The sequence below is a fragment of the Kushneria phyllosphaerae genome, assembly GCF_900312995.1.
Taxonomy (GTDB): Bacteria; Pseudomonadota; Gammaproteobacteria; order Pseudomonadales; family Halomonadaceae; genus Kushneria; species Kushneria phyllosphaerae.
In genome coordinates this window covers 47,106-68,850 of sequence record NZ_ONZI01000004.1, presented here as the reverse complement: position 1 = coordinate 68,850, position 21,745 = coordinate 47,106, and the positions used below count along the sequence as shown (strand labels likewise).

16 protein-coding genes are annotated in these 21,745 nt (G+C 58.4%); 9 read left to right on the top strand and 7 right to left on the bottom strand.

Translation table 11 applies throughout. From position 1 onward, the window contains the following. Positions 1 to 54: 54 nt before the first annotated feature. Positions 55 to 1,431: a cysteine--tRNA ligase gene (gene cysS / locus KSP9073_RS13385; protein ID WP_108843490.1), complete on the bottom strand. Its 1,377-nt coding sequence runs from the start codon at positions 1,429 to 1,431 to the stop codon at positions 55 to 57. A 14-nt stretch (positions 1,432 to 1,445) separates the two neighbouring features. Next, positions 1,446 to 3,125, bottom strand: a complete 1,680-nt coding sequence (locus KSP9073_RS13380; protein WP_108843489.1) for a glutamine--tRNA ligase/YqeY domain fusion protein — start codon at positions 3,123 to 3,125, stop codon at positions 1,446 to 1,448. A gap of 206 nt (positions 3,126 to 3,331) precedes the next feature. Between KSP9073_RS13380 and KSP9073_RS13375 the strand changes: the two genes are divergently transcribed. Both KSP9073_RS13375 and KSP9073_RS13370 read left to right on the top strand, forming a co-directional pair. Then, positions 3,332 to 3,829 carry a peptidylprolyl isomerase gene (locus tag KSP9073_RS13375; RefSeq protein WP_108843488.1) on the top strand — a complete coding sequence of 166 codons (498 nt, stop codon included), beginning with the start codon at positions 3,332 to 3,334 and terminating at the stop codon, positions 3,827 to 3,829. A 65-nt stretch (positions 3,830 to 3,894) separates the two neighbouring features. Further along, entirely contained in the window at positions 3,895 to 4,650 is a 756-nt protein-coding gene (locus KSP9073_RS13370; RefSeq protein WP_108843487.1) for a UDP-2,3-diacylglucosamine diphosphatase, read from the top strand. Positions 4,651 to 4,707: 57 nt separating this feature from the next. Here the strand turns inward: KSP9073_RS13370 and KSP9073_RS13365 are convergent, their stop codons facing one another. After that, on the bottom strand, positions 4,708 to 5,325 hold the full coding sequence (locus KSP9073_RS13365) for a MiaE family protein (RefSeq protein ID WP_108843486.1): 618 nt from the start codon (positions 5,323 to 5,325) through the stop codon (positions 4,708 to 4,710). A 371-nt stretch (positions 5,326 to 5,696) separates the two neighbouring features. Here KSP9073_RS13365 and KSP9073_RS13360 point away from each other — a divergent pair, with 371 nt between their 5' ends. The 3 genes from KSP9073_RS13360 (at position 5,697) to KSP9073_RS13350 (ending at position 9,019) form a co-directional block, all read left to right on the top strand. After that, on the top strand, positions 5,697 to 6,275 hold the full coding sequence (locus KSP9073_RS13360; RefSeq protein WP_108843485.1) for an outer membrane beta-barrel protein: 579 nt from the start codon (positions 5,697 to 5,699) through the stop codon (positions 6,273 to 6,275). A gap of 445 nt (positions 6,276 to 6,720) precedes the next feature. Continuing rightward, complete coding sequence (locus KSP9073_RS13355; protein WP_108843484.1) at positions 6,721 to 8,427, top strand: proline--tRNA ligase; 1,707 nt, start codon at positions 6,721 to 6,723, stop codon at positions 8,425 to 8,427. Between the two features lie 61 nt (positions 8,428 to 8,488). Further along, positions 8,489 to 9,019 carry a lytic transglycosylase domain-containing protein gene (locus tag KSP9073_RS13350; protein WP_108843483.1) on the top strand — a complete coding sequence of 177 codons (531 nt, stop codon included), beginning with the start codon at positions 8,489 to 8,491 and terminating at the stop codon, positions 9,017 to 9,019. A 24-nt stretch (positions 9,020 to 9,043) separates the two neighbouring features. Here KSP9073_RS13350 and rfaH read toward each other — a convergent pair whose 3' ends face one another. After that, a complete protein-coding gene (gene rfaH, locus KSP9073_RS13345) occupies positions 9,044 to 9,568 on the bottom strand; it encodes a transcription/translation regulatory transformer protein RfaH (protein ID WP_243409251.1) in 525 nt (174 codons plus the stop codon). 90 nt (positions 9,569 to 9,658) lie between these two features. Here rfaH and KSP9073_RS13340 point away from each other — a divergent pair, with 90 nt between their 5' ends. Together KSP9073_RS13340 and mltA are read left to right on the top strand one after the other, a co-directional pair. Beyond that, positions 9,659 to 10,900, top strand: coding sequence for an AmpG family muropeptide MFS transporter (locus tag KSP9073_RS13340; RefSeq protein WP_108843481.1), 1,242 nt, complete (start codon positions 9,659 to 9,661; stop codon positions 10,898 to 10,900). 69 nt (positions 10,901 to 10,969) lie between these two features. Next, complete coding sequence (gene mltA / locus KSP9073_RS13335) at positions 10,970 to 12,103, top strand: murein transglycosylase A (protein ID WP_243409250.1); 1,134 nt, start codon at positions 10,970 to 10,972, stop codon at positions 12,101 to 12,103. Positions 12,104 to 12,156: 53 nt separating this feature from the next. On the opposite strand, the gene KSP9073_RS13330 is transcribed toward mltA, so the two are convergent. Continuing rightward, on the bottom strand, positions 12,157 to 13,989 hold the full coding sequence (locus tag KSP9073_RS13330) for an SEC-C domain-containing protein (protein WP_108843480.1): 1,833 nt from the start codon (positions 13,987 to 13,989) through the stop codon (positions 12,157 to 12,159). A gap of 174 nt (positions 13,990 to 14,163) precedes the next feature. On the opposite strand from KSP9073_RS13330, the gene KSP9073_RS13325 reads away from it, so the two are divergent. Beyond that, positions 14,164 to 16,065, top strand: coding sequence for a hypothetical protein (locus KSP9073_RS13325; protein WP_108843958.1), 1,902 nt, complete (start codon positions 14,164 to 14,166; stop codon positions 16,063 to 16,065). Positions 16,066 to 16,069: 4 nt separating this feature from the next. Then, on the top strand, positions 16,070 to 18,022 hold the full coding sequence (locus KSP9073_RS13320; RefSeq protein WP_108843479.1) for a DNA topoisomerase III: 1,953 nt from the start codon (positions 16,070 to 16,072) through the stop codon (positions 18,020 to 18,022). 145 nt (positions 18,023 to 18,167) lie between these two features. Here KSP9073_RS13320 and KSP9073_RS13315 read toward each other — a convergent pair whose 3' ends face one another. Together KSP9073_RS13315 and ppc are read right to left on the bottom strand one after the other, a co-directional pair. After that, positions 18,168 to 18,800 (bottom strand): superoxide dismutase, encoded by a 633-nt coding sequence (locus KSP9073_RS13315; protein ID WP_108843478.1) that lies wholly within the window; start codon positions 18,798 to 18,800, stop codon positions 18,168 to 18,170. Between the two features lie 205 nt (positions 18,801 to 19,005). Then, entirely contained in the window at positions 19,006 to 21,729 is a 2,724-nt protein-coding gene (gene ppc, locus KSP9073_RS13310) for a phosphoenolpyruvate carboxylase (RefSeq protein ID WP_108843477.1), read from the bottom strand. Positions 21,730 to 21,745: the final 16 nt, after the last annotated feature.

The following is a 21,745-nucleotide window of genomic DNA, read 5'->3' as shown; positions in this document are numbered from 1 at the left end:
GCGAGGCCTTTTAATTGGGCTCAGGACCCTTTCAAACCGGATCCCGTGTCGCCGCTACAGGGTCTCACTAACCCAGGTCGTGCCTTCGCGACTGTCCTTCAGGATAATGCCCTTTGCCGCCAGCGCATCGCGGATGCGGTCGGCTTCAGCAAAATCCCGCGCCCGGCGCGCTGCATTTCTCGCCTCAATCTGACCAGCAATATACTTGTCATCGATACCGGATGGCACTCCCTGGAGAAAGTCGTCAGGCGAACGTTCCAGAAGCCCCAGAATATTGCCAAGGCGCACCAGCTCGAAGGCCAGAGCCCCGGCCTGGGTGGCGTCATCGCGATGACGATTGACCTCGCGTGCCAGTTCGAACATGACGGCCAACGCCTCGGGCGTATTGAAGTCATCATTCATGGCCTGGGTAAAACGTGTATTAAAATCACCGCTGACCGCCCCTTTAACGACCTTCACACCCTCCAAGGCGTTATAGAACCGCTCCAGTGAACGTCGGGCATCCTTGAGGGTGTCAGGGGCGTAATTGATGGCGCTACGATAATGACTGGCCACAAGGAGGTAACGCACCACTTCGGGATCATGCTCTTTGAGCACGTCACGCACCGTGAAAAAGTTGCCCAGCGACTTGGACATCTTCTCGTTATCAACACGCAGGGCCCCGGCGTGCATCCAGGTGTTAACGTACTTTTGTCCGGTCGCCGCCTCGCTTTGAGCAATTTCGTTTTCATGGTGAGGAAAGGCAAGATCCGGTCCACCACCATGAATATCAAAGGTATTGCCCAGACAGCAGGTCGACATGGCCGAGCATTCGATATGCCAGCCCGGCCGCCCTGCTCCCCATGGCGATGGCCAGCTGGCCTCACCCGGGATGGCGCTTTTCCAGAGCACAAAGTCCAGCGGATCTTCCTTGGCCTGATCAATATCGACCCGGGCGCCGGAACGCATGTCATCGGGGTTGCGATTGTTAAGCGCGCCATATTGCTCGAAACGGCGAACGCGATAGAACACATCGCCGTTATCGGCATGGTAGGCGTAGCCACGCTCGATCAGCGTCCTGATCATGACAATGATGTCATCGATATGTGCCGTGGCACGCGGCTCCTGGTCAGGCGGCAACACGCCAAGCCGGCGCTCATCTTCATGCATGGCATCGATCATGCGCCCTGTCAGCGCCTCGATCGATTCATCGTTATCCCGGGCGCGAACCAGAATCTTGTCATCAACATCGGTGATGTTGCGAACGTAGGTCAGGCCATAACCGCTGGTACGCAGCCAGCGGGTAATGACATCAAATGCCACCAGCATGCGCGCATGCCCCAGATGACAGTAGTCATAAACGGTCATGCCGCAGACGTACATGCGCACATTGCCGGCATCGATGGGAGCAAAGACTTCCTTCTGACGCGTCAGGGTGTTGTAAATCTGCACGCGGATACTCCCCTTCAGTTTGTCTTGTTCTGTGCCTTCGCCCAGCCATCCTTGAGGCTGACCGTACGATTGAAGACCAGCCTGTCACCGCCGTGATCACGGCGATCGGCACAGAAGTAACCAACACGTTCGAACTGAAAACGCTGCTCGGCGCCAGCCTGTGCAAGCGAAGGCTCGCCGATGCCATAAACCGTTTCGAGAGACTGAGCGTTGAGGTGCTCAAGGAAATCAACATCCTTGTCGCGGTCCGGTGCTTCGACCTGAAACAGGTTGTCGTAATTACGCACTTCAACCTCGACACCGTGACGAGCACTGACCCAGTGGATGACCCCTTTCACCTTTCGGCCTTCCGGGTTCTGACCCAGCGTCTCCAGATCAACACTGCAGTGCAGTGCTTCTATCTCGCCCTGCTCGTTTTTGATGACGTCATCACAGCGAATGACGTAGGCATTGCGCAGGCGCACTTCCTTGCCGGGCGCCAGACGGAAGAACTTCTTCGGCGGCTCTTCCATGAAATCTTCATGGTCGATCCAGATTTCACGATTAAGCGGCAGTTGACGCATGCCCATGTCTTCGCGTGCCGGGTGGCCGGGCACTTCAAAGATCTCTTCATGATCTTCGGGCAGGTTGGTCAGCACGACCTTGAGCGGCTTCATGACACACATGGCCCTGGGGGCGTTGTCTTCCAGGTCCGAGCGAATGGCGTGATAAAGCATCTGAATGTCGACAACACCAGACGCGCGGGAAACGCCAACCATGTCGCAGAATTTACGAAGCGAGGCAGGTGTATAGCCACGACGGCGCATGCCGGAAATGGTCGGCATGCGAGGATCATCCCAACCGTCGACAACGCCCTGATCCACCAGCAGCTTTAACTTGCGTTTTGAGGTAACGGTATAATTCAGATTGAGACGCGCAAATTCAATCTGCCGCGGACGAGCCGGTACTGGCAGATTGTCCAGAAACCAGTTGTAGAGCGGCCGATGGTCTTCAAATTCCAGCGTGCAGATGGAGTGTGTAATGCCCTCGATGGCATCGGACTGCCCATGCGTAAAGTCATAGGAAGGATAAATCTTCCACTTGTCACCGCTCTGGTGATGCACGGCATGACGAATGCGGTAAAGGGTTGGGTCGCGCAGATTGATATTGGGTGAGGCCATATCGATTTTGGCCCGCAGTACCTTCTCACCTTCTGCGAACTCACCGTTTTTCATGCCTTCGAACAGGGCCAGATTCTCTTCAACACTTCGATCACGCCACGGACTGGGCCGACCGGGCTCTGTCAGCGTGCCGCGATATTCGCGCATCTGTTCGGCATTGAGATCGTCGACATAGGCCAGTCCATCGCGAATCAGCTGGCAGGCCCATTCATGAAGCTGGTCGAAATAGCTGGAGGCATAGCGCACCTCACCGCTCCACTTGAAGCCAAGCCAGTCGATGTCTTCACGAATGGCATCGATGTAGACCTGCTCTTCCTTTGCGGGATTGGTGTCGTCAAAGCGCAGATGACACTGCCCACCGAGCTGTTCGGCAAGACCAAAATTGAGACATATCGACTTGGCATGACCGATGTGCAAAAAGCCGTTGGGTTCGGGCGGGAAGCGCGTCACGATGGTATTAACGCGCCCCTGCTCGATCTCTTCACGAATCTGTGTACGAATGAAATTCGGTGCGCTGGTGCTTTCTGAGCTCATGGGGCGTGATCAGACCTTGTTGACAACGGATACCGGCAGGCGCGGTTTCGCCTGCCCGGACAAAGCCGCTATTATAGCGTGAGCGCCCGGGACCATGCCATGCAGGTATCAGTACCGACGTCACGAGTGAGCGCCAGCCTGATGCGTGCCACTCCTGCGTAGCTGCCCTGAAGCTGTCCTTTTATTGCCTTTTTAGAGAATTTTTCATGATCATTTTGTCTACCAGTGCCGGCGATATCAAAATCGAGCTTTTCCATGACAAGGCGCCCGAGACGGCGGCCAACTTTGAGCGTTACATCCGTGAAGGCCACTATGACAACACGCTTTTCCATCGCGTGATTGATGGCTTCATGGTCCAGGGCGGCGGCTTTGATACCGACTTCTCTCAAAAGCCGGTTCATGAGCCCATCAAGAATGAAGCCGACAACGGCCTCAAAAACGCCCGTGGCCATCTCGCCATGGCCCGAACGGGCGACCCGCACTCGGCAACGGCGCAGTTTTTTATCAATGTGGCCGACAATGACTTTCTAAACCATACCTCTCCGACGCCTCCCGGCTGGGGCTACTGTGTCTTTGGCCAGGTGGTTGAAGGCATGGACGTCGTGGACAACATCAAGGGCGTGGCCACCACGCGCCGCCATGGTCACGCAGACGTCCCCGCAGAAGACGTTGTGATCGAATCTGCTCGTCTGGTCGATGCCTGATTCGATCACCGGACAATAATGTTTCAGGCGCAGCACAACACTGCGCCCTTCAAGCAGGAGAGGTCATGACGACACTGTTTATTGCCGATCTGCACTTGCAGCAGGACGCTCCGGAGCTGACCCGCGCATTTCTGAATTATCTGGAATATCGTGCCCGGGATGCTCATGCGCTCTATATCATGGGCGATCTTTTTGAAAGCTGGATCGGCGATGATGCCATCGGCGACTTTGAGCAACAGGTCATTGATGCCCTGTGCCGCTTCAGTGACAGCGGCAGACATCTGTATGTCATGCACGGCAATCGCGATTTTCTGCTGGGTGAGCATTTTGCCGAACTCACCGGTGCCGTACTGATCGATGATCCCGCCATCATGACCATTGATGACAAAACATCTGCCCTTTTGATGCATGGCGATAGCCTTTGCACTCAGGACAGTGAGTACATGCAGTTTCGCGCCATGACGCGTGACCCTCAGTGGCAGCAAAAAACTCTGGCACTGCCGGTGGAACAGCGCCGTCTGCTGGCAGATCGCATGCGTGAAGGCTCGGGCACTGCCAATGGCAGCAAATCCGATGACATCATGGATGTCAGTCAGGATGCCGTTGAAGACATCATGCAGCAGTACGATGTTCGCACGCTGATTCAAGGCCACACACATCGCCCTGATGTGCATGACCTGTCCCTGCAAGGCGGTCAGAGTGCCAAACGCTACGTGCTGGGTGACTGGCATCATGGCAGGGATGAAGGTTGGGAGATCCGCCTGGACGACACGACCCTGACGCTGTCGAGCTTCCGTCTTTCGAAACTGTCTCAAGAGTGACAAAAAAACGCCCCGTAATGGGGCGTCCTTTTCCTGACAGCCATCCTGCGCAACCTGTTAGGCAGCAGCCGGAACACCGCTGTGAAAGCGAAACTCACTATCCGGCGATTCGATCAGAGATCTTTCAACCTCGCCAAAAAATGCCACCCGCTTATCAATGGGCTCATCGGCATACTGTGCGGCCAGTTCAAGATAGTCTTCAAAATGTCGACCCTCGGATTTCACCAGACTGCGATAAAATTTTGCCAGCGTGTCATCAAGGTGAGGGATCAAACAGGCAAAGCGCTCACAGGAGCGGGCCTCGATATAAGCGCCCACGATCAGTACATCAATCAGCCTTCCCGGCTCCTGCTCTCGAACATGCTCACGCAGGCCCTGCGCGTAGCGTGACGCCGACACATGTTCATAGGCAATGCCACGCTCGCGCATCAGCGTGACGACCTGTTCGAAATGAAGCAGCTCTTCCCGCGCCAGCTGGGACATCTTGGTCAAAAGATCTGCACGACTGGTATAGCGATACATCAGGCTCATGGCCGTGGAGGCTGCCTTTTTTTCACATTGGGCGTGATCGATCATTAAAAGACGCTCATTACCAAGCGCTGCATCCACCCACGGCTGGGTAGTTCGGCAAGGGAGAAAGTCGAGCAGTTCGGCAGGCATCAGGTCGTCAGACATATCAAAACCAAGCAAGAGGACACGAGAATAAAGGCGATACTGTGGAGGCAGAACCGCGAAGAAAGACATTGTACTGATGAATTGTACCGGCGAAAGGATGAGCTTCCCCACTGTCGGTACGTCTGGAAACGCAATACGGACCAGCGCCGGGCGAAAACGCAGACTGTTGCTATACTGTCAGCCCATATTGAGTAGAAATTTTTGCAGACGTCTTCATCGAACAGGCTGATGCATTCTAGTCTTTACGTGAATCGATTCTCATGCTAAAAATGTTTTTGAAAACACTGTTCGAGTAATAACAGCTCACCGAATCGATTTTGTCATGGAGCAAGACGCTCCAGTCAATAAAGGTTTCATGCAAGGAGATCATCATGAAAAAATTCGCACTTTTCGCAGCACCGCTGTTCGCCTCTTCCCTGGTCGCCGCTCCGATGGCCATGGCTGACACCAGCTCAGGCATCTACTCAGGTGTTGGCGTGGGTAGCGCGCAGGTCCATGATGCTGACGTCAGCAGCTTCAGCAATGGCAACCTGTCAGGCGATCGCATCACTGACAACAACGACACTGCTCAGAGTGCCTTCGTTGGTTACAAGTTCAACGACTGGTTCTCTACCGAAATCAACTACGCCGATCTGGGCGACATTGATTACGGCACCGATCAGGGCAACGGTCATTACCAGACCAAGGCCTACAGCCTGAGCGCCATCGGCGAGCTGCCCCTGTTCTACGGCGTATCCGGTTATGCACGCGTTGGTGCTGCCTACTGGAAAGCCAATGCTCAGGAAGGTCCGGCCAGCAACCAGTACGGCACTGACCCGGTTTACGGTCTGGGCCTCAAGTACCAGTTTGAAACCGTACCGGTCTTTGCACGTGCTGAATACACGCGCTATGACATGGACAGCGACTACAAGATCGACGCTGCCATGGCTTCTGTTGGCGTACAGTTCTAATCGACGATTGTCGAAAGGTTCTGAACAAACGGCACCTTCGGGTGCCGTTTTTTATGGGCCACTGATCTGTCAATAAAGGCTTTATTGGTTACAGCTGCTGGGACCGTCAGGCCCTGGCATACAGGCCCTCTGGCCTGCCTGAGTGCCCTGATCATTGACCCTGGGGGGCTGCCAGACAAATTCCGTATCATCCCTGCCCGCACATCCTGCCAGCATCAGCATCAAAACAGTCATGACCACACCAGTACATCGACGCTGCATGGTATCTCCTTGTCTGTTGTCATCAATGCACGCTCAATGAGCATCCTCTGCTGCCTGATTGAGTGCGCAGCATGAGTGAACACATACCATCATTGCACAATACTGGAAACGCATTTTGCCGACAGGCAACGAATACTCGTACAATGCGGTTCATTTCATCCGGCCCAAGGGAAACATTCGGTTCATGCGCGCCAGTCAACTGTTGCTATCCACGCTCAAGGAAACGCCCGCCAACGCTGAGGTTGTCAGTCATCAACTGATGCTGCGTGCCGGCATGATTCGAAAACTGGCTTCCGGCCTTTACACCTGGCTGCCACTTGGGCTGCGAACGCTGCGCAAGGTAGAGCAGATCGTACGCGAGGAAATGGACCGTGCCGGTGCCCAGGAAGTATTGATGCCGTCGGTACAGCCCGCCGAACTCTGGCAGGAGTCAGGCCGCTGGGACAAGTATGGCAATCTGCTGCTTCGCCTTCGTGACCGCCACGATCGTGAGTTCTGCTATGGCCCCACTCATGAGGAGGTCATCACCGATCTGGTACGCAACGAAGTGCGTTCCTACCGTCAGCTGCCCTGCAATTTCTATCAGATTCAGACCAAGTTTCGTGATGAGACAAGGCCCCGCTTTGGCGTCATGCGGGCACGTGAATTCATCATGAAGGATGCCTATTCATTCGATATCAGTCAGGAAGCGATGGCGGCCTCCTACCAGAAAATGTATGACGCCTACGTTCGCGTTTTCACTCGTCTGGGCCTTGATTTTCGTGCCGTGCAGGCTGACAACGGCGAGATCGGGGGCAGCGGCTCTCATGAGTTCCATGTGCTGGCCGACTCGGGTGAAGATGCCGTGATCTTTTCCACGGGTTCTGATTACGCCGCCAATATCGAGAAGGCCGAAGCACTGCCTGATCGTCAGGAACGGGCAGCGCCTCAAGAAAACATGCATGAGGTCGATACACCGGATGCCAAAACCATTGCAGCGCTGGTGGAAAAGCACGGCCTGCCGATCGAGAAGACCGTCAAGACCCTGATGGTTCATGGCGCCGAAGGCGGGCTGGTGGCGTTGATGGTTCGTGGTGACCATCAGCTCAACGAGATCAAGGCGCTGCACCTGGAGCAGGTGGCATCTCCGCTGGTCATGGCCAATGAAGAAGAAATTCGCCAGGCCGTCGGCGCAGGCCCCGGGTCACTTGGACCGGTCGGCCTTGAAATACCGCTGATCATCGATCGCAGCGTGGCGGTCATGAGCGATTTTGGTGCAGGCGCCAATATCGATGGCAAACACTTTTTTGGCATTAACTGGGAGCGCGACCTGCCCCTGCCGATAGTGGCCGACATTCGCGATGTTGTCGCCGGCGACCCGTCACCGGACGGACAGGGCACGCTCTCGATCGCGCGTGGCATCGAAGTCGGGCATGTTTTCCAGCTTGGCACGAAGTACTCGGAGGCACTGGGCGCGACCGTTCTTGATGAGAACGGAGACAGCGTACCGCTACAGATGGGATGTTATGGCATCGGCGTCAGCCGTGTGGTCGCTGCTGCCATCGAACAGAACCATGATGAGCGCGGCATTGCCCTGCCTGCCACTCTTGCCCCCTATCAGGTGGCGCTGGTACCGATGAATGCGCACAAGTCACAGGCCGTTCGTGACGAGGCCGAGCGCCTCTACAACGCGTTCAACGAAAGGGGCATCGAAGTCCTGCTGGATGATCGTGACGAGCGTCCGGGCGTCAAGTTTGCCGATCTCGAGCTGATTGGCATTCCCCACCGTATCGTGATCGGGGATCGCGGCCTGAAAACAGGTGAACTGGAGTACAAAGGAAGGCGTGACGACGATATTACAATGGTGGCGCAACAGGAGGCCGTCGAGTTCATTTGTCAAAAGCTGGCCTAACGCCGGTTTTCGAGCATGCCTCTGGGGCGCCTGTCTGGTGACAGGCGCCCTTTTTGCGCCCATGACTCTGGCAGCCGCGGTGCCAGAAGCGCATGTATCAGCGCAATTGATTCGACAGCTTTCCAGCGCCGTAGCCAATGATGAGCACTTTGACGATCATTTTGAAGCCGAGGTCTGGATGACGGACATGAATCGGCGCCTTGCCATCTACCTTTCCGACTCGCATCAACGCCTTGAGTTGCTAAAAAGCGTTCAGCGTGAAGCCCTGCGCGCCTCACTGGATCTGCAGCTGGTACTGTCGGTGATTGATGTGGAAAGTCGTTTTACGCCACGGGCACGCTCGAGCGCCGGCGCACAGGGGCTCATGCAGGTCATGCCCTTCTGGAAAAAGGAGATCGGCAGGGACAGTGACAACCTCTTCGACCCTGATACCAACCTGCGCTATGGCTGCACGATTCTGGCGTGGTATCTCAAGGTCGAAAAGGGAGACGTTACCCGCGCTCTGGCGCGATATAACGGCAGCCTCGGCAAGACGCGCTATCCGGAGCAGGTGATGACAAGCTGGGATGCCCGCTGGTGGATAGACAGCTAGAGTCTTCTTCATGACACAACCGCTTCAGGGCTTTGTCGAGCCCTGAATCTGACTGGACTGCAGGGTTATGCGGTGTTCCTGCTGCAGGATATTGAGCAGAACCACGACGCGTTCATCTTCCTTGCCATGAACAAACAGCCCCTCCAGTGCCTTGAAAGGCCCGTCGGTAATTTCGATCCGCTCGCCCGCCTGAAAACGAGGCTCTTGTGAAACCATCGCCTGATCACTGACCTGCTGGCGCAGGGTATCGATCAACGCATCCGGTACCGGCACCGGCTCTCGACCAAAGGCCAACAGCTTGATCACCCCTCGCGTGGAACGAACGGGCGCCCAGTTATCCTGAAGCGGATTCATCCGTATAAAGAGATACCAGGGAAACAGGGGCTCAAGTACCTGCCCGGTTTTGCCGCGCTGGCGCTTCTCCCTTTGCATGACCGGATGAAAGACCGTGTAGCCCTGATGGGTCAGGTGTTCGGCAGCACGAAAGGACTCGCCTGACTTGCATTGAACAGCGTACCAGCGCAGCCCTTCAGGTCCTGTCGTCTTCATTAAAACCATCCCCGGTCAGTAGCCGTCAGCGCACCGGTCTGAGAGAATCGGCGCGCCATTTAAATGCCCGCGACTTTCTGGATAACACCGTTGACTTCGATTGCTACAGCCCGGGCCGCCGTTGCGCGCCATGGTATCACGTTCCTCATGGGGCTCGCGTCAGGCCTGCCCCTGTTGCTGACAGGCAGCGTGCTTCAGGCATGGATGACGGATGCCGGCGTCTCTCTGGACGCCGTCGGCCTGCTGGCGCTGATCGGCATTCCCTACACGCTCAAGTTCCTCTGGGCGCCGCTGCTGGACCGCTTCGAACTGCCCTTTCTTGGCAGGCGTCGTGGCTGGCTGCTGCTGACCCAGCTGCTGCTGACCTCCTTGATCGTGGCGCTGGCCCTTTCCGACCCCGGGCTGGCACCGTTGACCGTGGGTGTTGTGGCGCTGGGCATCAGCTTTTTCAGTGCCACGCAGGACATCATCATCGATGCCTATCGCCGCGAGCACCTGCCCGAGAAGGAACTCGGCATAGGCTCCAGCCTTTACACCTATGGCTATCGCACCGGGATGCTGTTTGCCTCCGGGGGTGGCCTGATGCTTGCCGACAGCATCGGCTTTCGTGCGACCTACCTGACCATGGCGGTGCTGCTTGGCGCTTGTATGCTGGTCACCCTGATGGCGCCCGAGCCGAGCGCGCAGCGTTCCATGCACCCGCAAAACTGGCGGGATACCTTCCTTGATCCCATTCGCAACTTTCTGACGCGCCCGGGCGCACTCTGGCTGCTGCTGTTCATCCTGCTCTACAAGCTGGGGGATTCAGTCGCCGGCAATCTGACCACCCCCTTTTACAAATCGCTTGGGTTCTCCAACGCCGAAATTGGCGCCACAGTCAAAATCTTTGGTTTCTGGCCCTTGCTGGGCGGTATCTTTCTGGGCGGTCTGGTGATTCTGCGCATCGGTATCTACCGCTCGCTGTGGTGGTTCGGACTATTGCAAATGGCGTCCACCGCCGGCTTCATCTGGCTCAATCATGTCGGCCACTCAATTACGGTACTGGCAACGGTCGTCAGTCTTGAAAACGCCGCGGCCGGCATGGGCACCGCTGCCTTTCTGGCCTTTATGGCCGCCCTCACCGATAAGCGATTCACTGCAGGCCAGTATGCCCTGCTGTCTTCGATCATGGGGCTGCCCAGAGTCGTGATTTCAGCCCCCGGTGGCATCCTGTCAGACGCTGTCGGCTGGGATGGATTCTTTTTGATCTGCACCCTGGCCGCTATTCCGGGGCTCATGATCCTCTGGTATTTTCGCCAATGGCGAGATATTACCGACCCGCCCACCCGGTAATGCTTTTTAACGCCTTTACTGTTCCACGGGCGAAAGGCCCTGGCCACGCCCCCAGAAGAGACCCTGATCTTGTCTTTTGTATCTGATAACACCTATCGCCCTCAGGGCCTTTTGCGGCTGACTCGTCTGGTTGGCAGAGGCACCTGCCTGATGCTGACAGGTGTGGTTCTGGCCGCCTGCTCCACCGGCCAGACCGGCTTCCAGCCCGCCAAAACGCCTCAATACACCGACTCGAGCACCCCAATGCATTCGACCAGCTGGCAACAGCTGCCCGGCTGGCAGGATGACAATCTTCTGAGCGCCTGGAGTGCCTTTCAAACCAGCTGCGAAAAGCTTTCACGCAAGCCTGACTGGGCCTCGGTCTGTAACGATGCCCGCCATGTTGACCCGCTGGACAGTCGCGCCATCCGACGCTATTTCGAACAGCACTTTACGCCCTTCAGCCTGAGCAACAGTGATGGGTCGACAGTCGGCACCATTACCGGTTATTACGAGCCGGTCCTTCGAGGCTCACGTACACGTCATGGCCCTTATCAGGTGCCCTTGTATCGCAACATGGGAAGCAGCAGCCTCATGGCCGCCAGCCGCAGCCAGCTGATTAAAAGCGGCGTGTTGCATGGCAGGGAACTGGTCTGGGTGGATGATCCGGTTGAAGCTGCCTTTTTACAGATCCAGGGGTCGGGCCGCATCAAGCTGGCTGAAGGCGGAGAAATGCGTGTCGGGTTTGCCGGTGCCACCGACCAGCCCTTTCAGTCCTTTGCCCGCTGGCTGCTGGATCACGGCGAGATCACGCCGGCTCAGGCCACTCTTCCGGGTATCAAGGCATGGGCCAATGCCAACCCCGGCCGCGTTCAGGAGATGCTCAATGTAAACCCTCGCTTCGTCTTTTTCAGGGAGCTCGACAGCACACACAAAGACAGCGATGGCCCGATCGGCGCGCAGGGTGTGCCGCTGACCCCGGAGCGCAGCATCGCCATCGATCCCAAACAGATCCCGCTGGGTGCACCGGTGTTTCTTTCCACCACACGCCCGCTGTCCAACCAGCGCATGCAGCGACTGATGCTGGCTCAGGATACGGGCAGTGCCATCAAGGGCACCGTGCGTGCTGACTTTTTCTGGGGGCATGGCGACGAGGCAAGCCTCAATGCAGGACGCATGAAGCAACCCGGTCAGATGTGGGTGTTTCTACCCAATCGGCAGTAGACACCAGCGCGGACAGGTAACGCCATGGCCGCCATGGCGTTACTTAGCGCTCGTTATTCAACGCTCGTTTTTAGTCTGGCATCCACCCAGCGCAGCGCGCCCTGCGTCGCGACCCAGTGAGGCCGCATAAGGACACGGTACTGCCATGCTTCAGCCCGTGATCCCGGGGCCGGGGAGTTACCGGTGACGGGCTCTCGCCTGGGATTATCGCGAACCAGCAGTTTGAGCATCCAGGGGTTGGCCTGATCAACCATCATCAAGGCATGGCGCGCTTCTTCAAGCCGCGCCAGTCGGTACAGCGCCAGCGCCTTTCCCAGCAGCAATCCCAGCCAGGGCTCGTCATCGTCGCAGGTGCGCTCGATCTCCTCGATAAGCGTCAGTGCTCGCAGATTCTGATCATCGCTTAGAAGCTGCTCCAGCAGCAGCTCCCGTAGCCCCATGCTGTCCTCACCATCCAGGCGAATCAGACGCTCAGCCAGCTGTCGTGACTGCTCACGAGCGCCGCGCTCCATGCCGATGATCAACCCGAGCCCAAGCCGGAACAGGACATGGTTATCACCGTCCCCCCAGACAAAAGGGCTTTCAGCCAGTTCAACCGCGACGAGCCATTTTTCGAAGCGCTGCGCCAACGGTGAGAAAATGGACTGAAACATCCACGGCAGGTTGCCAAAACGTCCGGCCAGCGCCATGGCAAGCTCCTGAAGGATGGCCGGGGTCGACAGCCACTCCGGGTGAAGACACAGCGCATCAAGCCAGGGCCTGCCATCATGCCAGGGATCGCCCTGAAGTCCACTGCCGGGCGCTTCTTCATTTTCGCTCGTAAAGTGCTGCTGCCACATCCCATAGCGGGCATGATCCAGATCGTCCTGCTGATACTCGAGCCGTCCGTCGGCATTGATCAAAAGCGACAGACGTGGGCCATCGGTAAACTCCTGTAACAGCCGGGTCAGCGTCTCCAGCGGCTCGGCAAGCTCCTCGTCAGCGTAAATCATCTGCTCGGCAAGGGTGGCTTCAGGGTCTTCGGCGAGCTGTTCCAGAAAGGCCTGCTGATCCTCATCAAGGTCACTGCGATTCAGTAACCGACGGCGCCAGAAATCAGCGCGCGCGCGCGCCTGCTCGGGCAGCCCCTCATGCAACAGCAGCATGCTTTCGAGATAGGCAAGCGCCGGCTCGTTGGGCATGGTTTCCAGGGTACGTATGAACGTCTCGCGAGCACTGGGCAGATCGTCGCTGTCCAGATAGCGCAGACACAACCGCTTCAACGCTGCTCCACGAAGAAATCCCGGGCCGTATTCGACGGCACTGTCCATCAGGGCCGCCTTTTTACGCGTAAAGCCGCGCTCCTGATAAACATCGCTTAAAAGCTCAAAGGCCGGTTCGCTTTCGAGCGGCAACCCCTCCCAATCGGCGTTATTAAAAAGCGTCTCCAGGATGGTTTGTGCCCGCCCAAGCTGTCCGCCCTCGGCACTGACGATACCGGCCTCAAGCAGGGCCTGAGCCGGCACATGATCGGAGGCCAGCGCCTCATTCAGCGCCTTGCCGCGAAGGCGCTGAAGCAACAGCATCCACATGAGATGCGGAGGGACCTGTCCCGGCAGCATGACCCCATCACAGCAGTCGGCATATCGTTTGCCGGAGTCACACCAGCAGGGTTCCTGAGGTGATGGAACCGCCAGCGTCTCGATGTGATAACCAAGGCGCTGCAGGGGCATCTGGTTCCAGAGCACCGGGGCCAGTGCCTGCGCCAGGGCCACATCTCCACCAAGCAGCTCCACCCCTTCCTTTCTTGCCCAGCCCATTAGTGAGGGATAGCGCTCTTCACGACGTATGGCTTCAAGTGCTCCCGTCGAAAACCCAAGGAGTTGATCCACCCAGGCTGCCAGCATATTGTTCCTCCACTATGATCACGCTTATGCTATCACGCTGACTGCCTGCGTCTCATGATAACGCCACCATGTTTGCCTCACTGACCACCCGCCGGGGGTCAGTCAGACCTTCCATGCATGTTTTAAAAGCAGCCCTTGCGTCACGACGCCCACTTCAGTTTCGGAAATACCCGCTTGTTTTCAGCCCGTTTACTGCTTCGCCGACGCACAAATCCCGATGAGCCCCGCGTTCGTCTTGAACGCGAAGGACGCGACCGCATCCGCCGCATTACGCAGGCGATGAACAAGGTCCCCTGGACCAACAGCGCCATGCAGATTCTGTGGGTCAGCGGCCCGGTGACGCTGCTGGGCGCCTGGGTGGGGTATCTACTCGGCTATGGTCGCGGCCCGTCGATGGAAAACTACGTGTTTTTCATCAGCTATGCCCTGATCACGGGTCTTGCCGGTATCATCGCCAACTTCGCGCACCACCTGACCCGAGGGCGCAAGCATGAACGTGCGGCAGCCCGGGTGTCTCAGGTGCTCGATACACTCCCGGAACTGGTGCTGATCACCCGCAACCTGATCGTAGAAAGCCTTGAAGGCGACGCTCGCCGGCGTGAGGCCGCTGCCATGCTGCTTCGCAAGCATGATCTGGCCCCCGAAGGCGTCCAGCTTGCAGCGCTTGAACTGCTTGATGATGAGGAAAGCGCCCGACGCATTGCACAAATTGACATTTACCGCCGTATCGGCATGCAATCCCGCATTCGGGATCTGGTCGCCCTGTATCGTGACCATATTGACCCTCGTCTCAACGAACTGGCCGACGTGGCACCAGAGGCCATTTCCCTGTTGCGTGACCGCTTTGCAGGACGTGCACCGGATCTGCACCAGGGTGTGGCGCGTGATGAGAACTTCATCGAACGCGTGCTGGCCGCCATCGAGCAGGACAATGCGCTGCTCATGACGCTGCAGGACGTCGAGGAAATGATCATTCTGGCCTTTGAGCTGCTCTGCGGTCGTCGTATTCCCATGCTGACCTTCGAGTACCGCGGGCGGTGGCATCTGGCTCGAGCGCTCGATGCCCTTGAACAGACCCGCTCTCGTTATCGCATCCAGCAGGCGACCGGTCTTTCCCGCCTCAAGGCGTTGACCGTGTATCTTGCAGAGCAGTCGGGCACGCTGGTCGAGGACGCTGCCGCCGGCCTCCGCGCCGAGACCCTCACCGCCCGCTGTCGCCAGGCCATGGATGCGCTTGCAGAACAGATCGAGCATCTGGCCAGTGGCGTGCAATACGGCCGCAGCGACCTGCGCCCGGAGCTGCGCGAGCGTGCCGAAATTTTAACCAATGCCCTGAAGCTCTTTCGCAGTGTGCAGGAAAACTATGGTCAGATCGCCCGCAGCCATGCCACGCTCATTCGTCACTCGCAGCGCTGGGAAGCCATTACTGAACAGATGAACGACAAGGCTACCCATCTGCAGGTTGGACCGGGCAAGCGAGGGCTTCGTATCCATGAAAACCATATCGAACTGACCGATGGCGAAAAGGCACGCGTCTGCCGCCAGCTGGCGCGCTATCTCAATAACACTCGCGCAGATCGTGAACGTTACCATCAGCAGGACCCTGGTCCGCAGGGGGCTTCCGCCAGCGGCCATATCGCCATGGCCAAGCATCTGGCCATCGAGATCGCCCTGGCCCTTGAACCGTACATCCATCTGTCACGCCCGGAAGTTCAACGGGCCATCAATGCCACCAACGCGGCCTATTTCGGTCATCTTGAACCAGACCTGTCGGCAGCGGCCAAAACCGCCCTCGGGGCCGCCATGGTCAACGAGATCAACGATGATCTGTCTCGCAGTGCCGAATCGCTGGCGATTGCTCTGGTGCGCCATTACCGGGTAGCCCTTGAACCCGAAGCGATCGAGTTTCTGATCCGACAGTACGGGGCGCGTCCCTCAACGCTGAACATATTGTCCAACATCGACCAGACCGCCCATCGCAACATCAGCCTGCTCAGCCAGCGCCCTGCGGGCATTGGCACCGTACCAAGGCGCTGGTACCGGGCACTGATCAAGGCCAAAAGGGCATTGAACTGACATTATGCAACTGATTATTGCCGAAAAACCCTCGCTGGGTCGCGCCATCGCCTCGGCGCTTCCTGGGCGCTTCAGTCAATCGGAAGGCGCCTTGAGCAGCGCCGACATCACGGTCAGCTGGTGCTTTGGCCATCTACTCGAACAAGCCGCACCGGAAGCCTACGATGAGCGACTGAAGCGCTGGCGACTGGATGATCTGCCCATTATCCCCTCGAAGTGGAAGCTGACCCCTCGACCAAAGGCCCGGGGACAACTGGCCATCCTGCGCCGCCTGATCAAGTCGGCAGACCGGGTTGTCCACGCCGGCGACCCCGACCGTGAAGGCCAGCTGCTCGTGCAGGAAACCATTGAGTATCTGGGCTGGAAGGGACCGGTCGAGCGCCTTTTGATCAGCGACATGAATACGCCCGCCGTGAAGCGGGCCTGGCAGGCACTCGAGGACAATGCGCGTTTTCAGCCGCTCTATCAGGCCGCTCTGACCCGCTCCCGGGCCGACTGGCTATATGGCATCAACCTGACCCGGGCATGGACGGTGACCGGCCAGCAGGCCGGCATCAAGGGCGTGCTCTCCATCGGGCGGGTACAGACACCGCTGCTCGGCCTGATCGTGCGCCGTGACAGAACCATCGAGAAGTTTCAGCCGGTCGACTTCTATCCGCTATGGGCCGATTTTGTCACGCGCAATGGCACTGTCCGCGCCTGGTGGCAGCCGGGCGAGCAGCATCGACTTGATGATCAAGGCCGTCTTCTGGATGCGGCACCCGCTCGGGCCCTGGCAGCGAAACTGCCCGACCAGCCCGCCATCATCAAAAGCGTTGAACAAAAGCATCAGCGTCAAAGCGCGCCACTGCCCTACTCGCTCTCAACGCTTCAGATTGATGCGGCGCGACGCTATAAAATGTCGGCGCAGTCAGTGCTCGACTGTGCCCAGCGTCTGTATGAAAGGCACCGTCTGATTACCTACCCGCGCTCGGACTGTCGTTACCTGCCACGAGACTATCTCAAGGGCATCGATGCCACGCTGCAAAGGGCCTGCCAGGGCGAGGACACCCTCAGGCAGTGGCATGCAGGCATTGACACCACGCGCGTATCACGTGCCTTCAACGACAAGCAGATCGGCGCCCACCACGCCATTGCACCGACCGGACAGACGCCGAACTGGCAGACCCTGAGCCGAGAGGAGCAAAACGTTTATATGCTGGTGGTACGCAACGTGCTGGTCCAGTTCTATCCCCCCTTTGAATACCGGGATACCCGCGTCACGCTGGAAGCCCTTGAGGAACCCTTCATGACGAAGGGCCGCGAAATTCTTCAGGTCGGCTGGCGCGCGCTTTTTAATACGCCCGATGACGATGCCACCCTGCCGGCCATGACGCAGGGCGATAACGCTCGGGTCACACAGTGCGAGGTCCAAACGCGCCAGACGCGGCCGCCAGAATCCTTTACCGATGCCAGCCTGATCAATGCCATGACGCATGTGGCACGCTATGTGACCGATGACACGGTACGGGCAACGCTCAAGGAAACGGACGGACTGGGGACAGAGGCCACGCGGGCCAGCATGATAGAGACGCTGTTGACCCGTGAGTATGTTTACCGCCAGTCAGGCGCCATTCGCGCGACCCAACGCGGTCGTGGCCTGATCGATGCCCTGCCCGAAAGTCTCTCCGGGCCCGAGCGAACGGCGCTCTGGGAGCAGCGCCTGTCACGCGTGCGAGAAGGCAGCGATACGCTGACCTCCTTTCTTGATGACATGGCCGCCGAACTCAAAACGCTGGTCAGTGCCGTCGATGCCGCACGCCTTGGTCAGGCCATGCAGCAGGCCGGAGGTGAGCAGCCCGCCTCGAATGGCCAACAAAAAGCGCCGGCGCGCCGCAAAAAGAGTGCGCGGCGTTCGACGTCAACCGCCCGTAAAAGCACTGGACGAAGCACTTCAAAAGGTCGTACCAAACAGTAACGACCGGTACAGGACAAGTCGGATCACGCCTGGTCTGTCACGTCATCAATGAGTGCCCCATCCAATGAGTGCCCCATAAAAAAACCCGCCCTGGCGATGGCCAGGGCGGGTTGCAGACAGACGGGTCTGTCAGCGCAACATGTGCTTACTTCGCAGCGTTGTAGCGCTTTTCGACTTCTGCCCAGTTCACGACATTCCAGAACGCCTTGAGATAGTCAGGACGACGGTTCTGGTAGTTCAGATAGTAGGCATGCTCCCACACGTCTACACCCAGAATCGGCGTGGCATCATGGCCGCCGTAAGTGGCAGAGGCCAGCGGGCTGTCCTGGTTGGCAGTGGAAACGATTTCCAGCTTGCCATTTTTAACCACCAGCCATGCCCAGCCGGAGCCGAAGCGGCCCTTGGCAGCCGTTTCAAACTTCTCTGCAAAGGCTTCGACGCTGCCGAAGGTCTTTTCGATGTCATTCATCAGCGTCGGGAATTCCTTCAGGCCCTGCGCGTTGGGCGTCAGGATTTCCCAGAACAGTGAATGGTTGGCATGGCCACCGGCGTTGTTGCGAAGGGCGGTGCGCTGCTCTTCCGGGACGCGATCCAGCTGCTTGAGCAGCTCGGGCGCTTCGAGTCCTGCCAGATCTTCAGGAATCTTTTCCAGCGCAGCGTTTGCATTGGTCACATAGGTGTTGTGATGCTTGCCATGGTGAATTTCCATCGTCTGCGCATCGATATGGGGCTCGAGTGCATCAAATGCATAGGGCAGTTCGGGAAGCTTATAAGCCATGGTCAAACTCCTTGTTCGCTCGCTGAGCGGGTTTAAACTGATGACTGCATGTACCTGTCTGCAATCATCATCAAGTTGAGGGCACAGGAAATGGCGGGCCACCCCTGTGCACGTCCTATAAGACATTAGGTGCCAACGCCGGCTTTTCAAGGTCAACAACACAATTCTTTATTCACGCTTCGTGTCATTGACCCTGCAGCAATGCTTAACCGGTATTGCGAAGCCCTGCCGAAATGCCGGCCATGGTGACCATCAGGGCCCGCTGCAGATCCGGCGACATATTGCCCTCATGCTCCCGGCTTCGGTACAGGAGTTCGGCTTGCAAACCGTGCAGCGGATCAATATAGGGATTTCGTACGTCCACGGCCTGACGGATCATCGGCGCATGCTCCAGCAGATGTTCCTGCTCTCGGATACGTAAAAGCGTCCTTTCAAGCCCCTCGAGGCGCGCTCGCAGTGAAGTGCCCAAAGCGCGGGAACCGTCATCATCGATCAGACGTTCCTCATAGTAGGCATTGATTTCGGCATCGGCCTTGGCCAGCAGCATTTCAAGCATGTCCAGAAATGTGCCAAAGAAAGGCCACTCGTTCATCATTTCACGCAGGCGCGCCATGCCCTCCTCGCTGTCACTGCGCTCGGCAAAGGCCGCATCACTGCCCAGCCAGGCCGGCAGCATCAGCCGTGTCTGCGTCCAGGCAAAGATCCATGGAATGGCTCTGAGCGTTTCAACACCGCCAGAGGCACGACGCTTGGCCGGTCGAGAGCCCAGCGGCAGGCCGGAAAGCGCCGTCTCCGGTGTCACGGCCCGGAAATAGGGCACAAAGGCCGGATCTTCCCGCACGATGCCCGAGTACACCTGGTGGGCGCGGCTGGCCAGATGATCCATCTCTTCACGCCACGCCTGCTTTGGCTCGATCGGCGGCAGCAGGGTCGCTTCCAGCACCGCACTGAGATAGATCTCCATGGAGCGCACCGCGATTCGGGGCTGGCCAAACTTGAAGCGAATCATCTCGCCCTGTTCGGTGACCCGCAGGCTTCCCTGCACCGAGCCGGGTGGCTGGGAGAGAATGGCGGCATGTGCCGGACCGCCCCCACGGCCGACCGTGCCCCCACGACCGTGAAAGAGCGTCAGTGTGACGCCGTGCTCGTGACACACCTTGACCAGTCGCTCCTGAGCACGATACTGCGCCCAGGCCGCCGCCAGCTGCCCGGCATCCTTGGCCGAATCCGAGTAGCCGATCATGACTTCCTGGCGGGCATCGATCAGCGCACGATACTCAGACATGGCCAGCAGGTCGTTGATGACATGGCCGGCACGATCAAGATCGTCAAGCGTTTCAAAAAGCGGCGAGATAGGCAGGCTGACCCGACCACCCACTGCCTTCATGAGCAGTGCCACCGCGAGCACGTCACTGGCCTGACCGGCCATGGAGATCACGTAGGAACCCAGTGCCTCGCTGTACTCCGAGCCGATGACCTCAAAGGTATCGAGCACCTCGCGCACATCGGCCGAGCAAGGCCACTGCGCAGGAATCAGCGGGCGCGGCGAGTTCAGCTCATCGAGCAGGAATTTGCGTCGGGCCGGCTCATCCCAGTCAGCGTAGTTGCCCAACCCCAGGTATTGGGTCAGCTCTTCGAAGACCTGCGTGTGACGCGTGGACTCCTGGCGGATATCCAGGCGCGTCATGGTGGTGCCAAAGCAGGCAACCCGGCGCAGGGTATCCAGCAGCGCCCCGTTGGCAATCACATCAAGGCCACAGGCCATCAGCGAGTGATAGCAGGCTTCCAGCGGCGCCTGCAGCGCTTCACGGGTATCCACCGTGGGACGCTCGCCACTCCAGCCGTGCCCTTCCCAGATCATCTGGGCCTTGTCACGGGTCGCCGCCAGCCGCTGCTCCAGATCGCTGAGTACCTTCCGATAGGGCTCGGGACAGGGACCGCCCGCCAGCTCGATCAGCTCGGGCGTAGCCTTCCACATTGAAAGCTCAAGGCGCAGTTGCTGAACGTCGCGCCGAAAGCTTTCCGCCGCGCGGTGACGCTCGAGCAGCAGCACTTCACGCGTCACGGCTGACGTCACATTGGGATTGCCGTCACGGTCACCGCCCATCCATGATGCAAACCGAATGGGAGCAGCCTCCAGCGGCAAACGGCGGCCGACGCGCGTCAGCAGTAGCTGATCCAGCTCGCGATAAAAGGCCGGCACGGCCTGCCACAGCGACTGTTCAATGACCGCCAGCCCCCAGCGCGCCTCATCGACCGGCGTTGGGCGCTCGGCGCGAATTTCGCTGGTGTGCCAGGCCTGACTGACCAGCTCGTTCAATCGGCCCTGCAATTGATCCACACGTTCGGGATACTCTTCACTGCCATTGATTTCCCGCAGGCAGGTCTCGATGGCATCGTACTTGCGAATCAGGGTCCGCCTGACGACTTCGGTCGGATGCGCCGTCATCACAAGCTCAATACGCATTGAGGCGATCCGCTCAAGCAGCGCCTCACCGTCATGCCCGGCTTGAGTCAGACGCTCGAGCAGCTCGTCCAGGCTTGGCTGCGTGCCCGGGCGATAGTCCTCGACCCGCCGAAAGCGGCCGCGATAGTGCTGTTCGGCCAGGTTGGCCAGGTTCAGAAACTGGTTAAAGGCGCGCGTGACCGGCAGCATGCGCTCCTCGGGCAGGGCTCGCAGATAGTCGATCAGCTCGGCACGCGCACCGGCGTCCTTGCGACCCTTTTTGGCCAGTGCCCGAATCTTCTCGATCTGGTCGACAAACTCGGTGCCCAGATCGTCGGCAATGGTATGTCCCAGACTGTCGCCGAGCAGACGCACATGCTCACGCAGGGAGGCATGAAGCACATTGTCTTCCAGCGCATGATCGTTAGTGGGGGCCTCCCCTGAAGAGACACCTTCAGGGTCAGAAGAAGAAACGTGTTGCATGAAAGACTCCGCGAGG

Excerpts from the sequence above, each read along its gene's own strand:
- KSP9073_RS13380 (WP_108843489.1), bottom strand. The coding sequence starts at position 3,125 with ATGAGCTCAGAAAGCACCAGCGCACCGAATTTCATTCGTACACAGATT.
- KSP9073_RS13375 (WP_108843488.1), top strand. The coding sequence starts at position 3,332 with ATGATCATTTTGTCTACCAGTGCCGGCGATATCAAAATCGAGCTTTTC.
- KSP9073_RS13370 (WP_108843487.1), top strand. The coding sequence starts at position 3,895 with ATGACGACACTGTTTATTGCCGATCTGCACTTGCAGCAGGACGCTCCG.
- KSP9073_RS13365 (WP_108843486.1), bottom strand. The coding sequence starts at position 5,325 with ATGTCTGACGACCTGATGCCTGCCGAACTGCTCGACTTTCTCCCTTGC.
- KSP9073_RS13360 (WP_108843485.1), top strand. The coding sequence starts at position 5,697 with ATGAAAAAATTCGCACTTTTCGCAGCACCGCTGTTCGCCTCTTCCCTG.
- KSP9073_RS13355 (WP_108843484.1), top strand. The coding sequence starts at position 6,721 with ATGCGCGCCAGTCAACTGTTGCTATCCACGCTCAAGGAAACGCCCGCC.
- KSP9073_RS13350 (WP_108843483.1), top strand. The coding sequence starts at position 8,489 with ATGACTCTGGCAGCCGCGGTGCCAGAAGCGCATGTATCAGCGCAATTG.
- rfaH (WP_243409251.1), bottom strand. The coding sequence starts at position 9,568 with ATGAAGACGACAGGACCTGAAGGGCTGCGCTGGTACGCTGTTCAATGC.
- KSP9073_RS13330 (WP_108843480.1), bottom strand. The coding sequence starts at position 13,989 with ATGCTGGCAGCCTGGGTGGATCAACTCCTTGGGTTTTCGACGGGAGCA.
- KSP9073_RS13320 (WP_108843479.1), top strand. The coding sequence starts at position 16,070 with ATGCAACTGATTATTGCCGAAAAACCCTCGCTGGGTCGCGCCATCGCC.
- KSP9073_RS13315 (WP_108843478.1), bottom strand. The coding sequence starts at position 18,800 with ATGGCTTATAAGCTTCCCGAACTGCCCTATGCATTTGATGCACTCGAG.
- ppc (WP_108843477.1), bottom strand. The coding sequence starts at position 21,729 with ATGCAACACGTTTCTTCTTCTGACCCTGAAGGTGTCTCTTCAGGGGAG.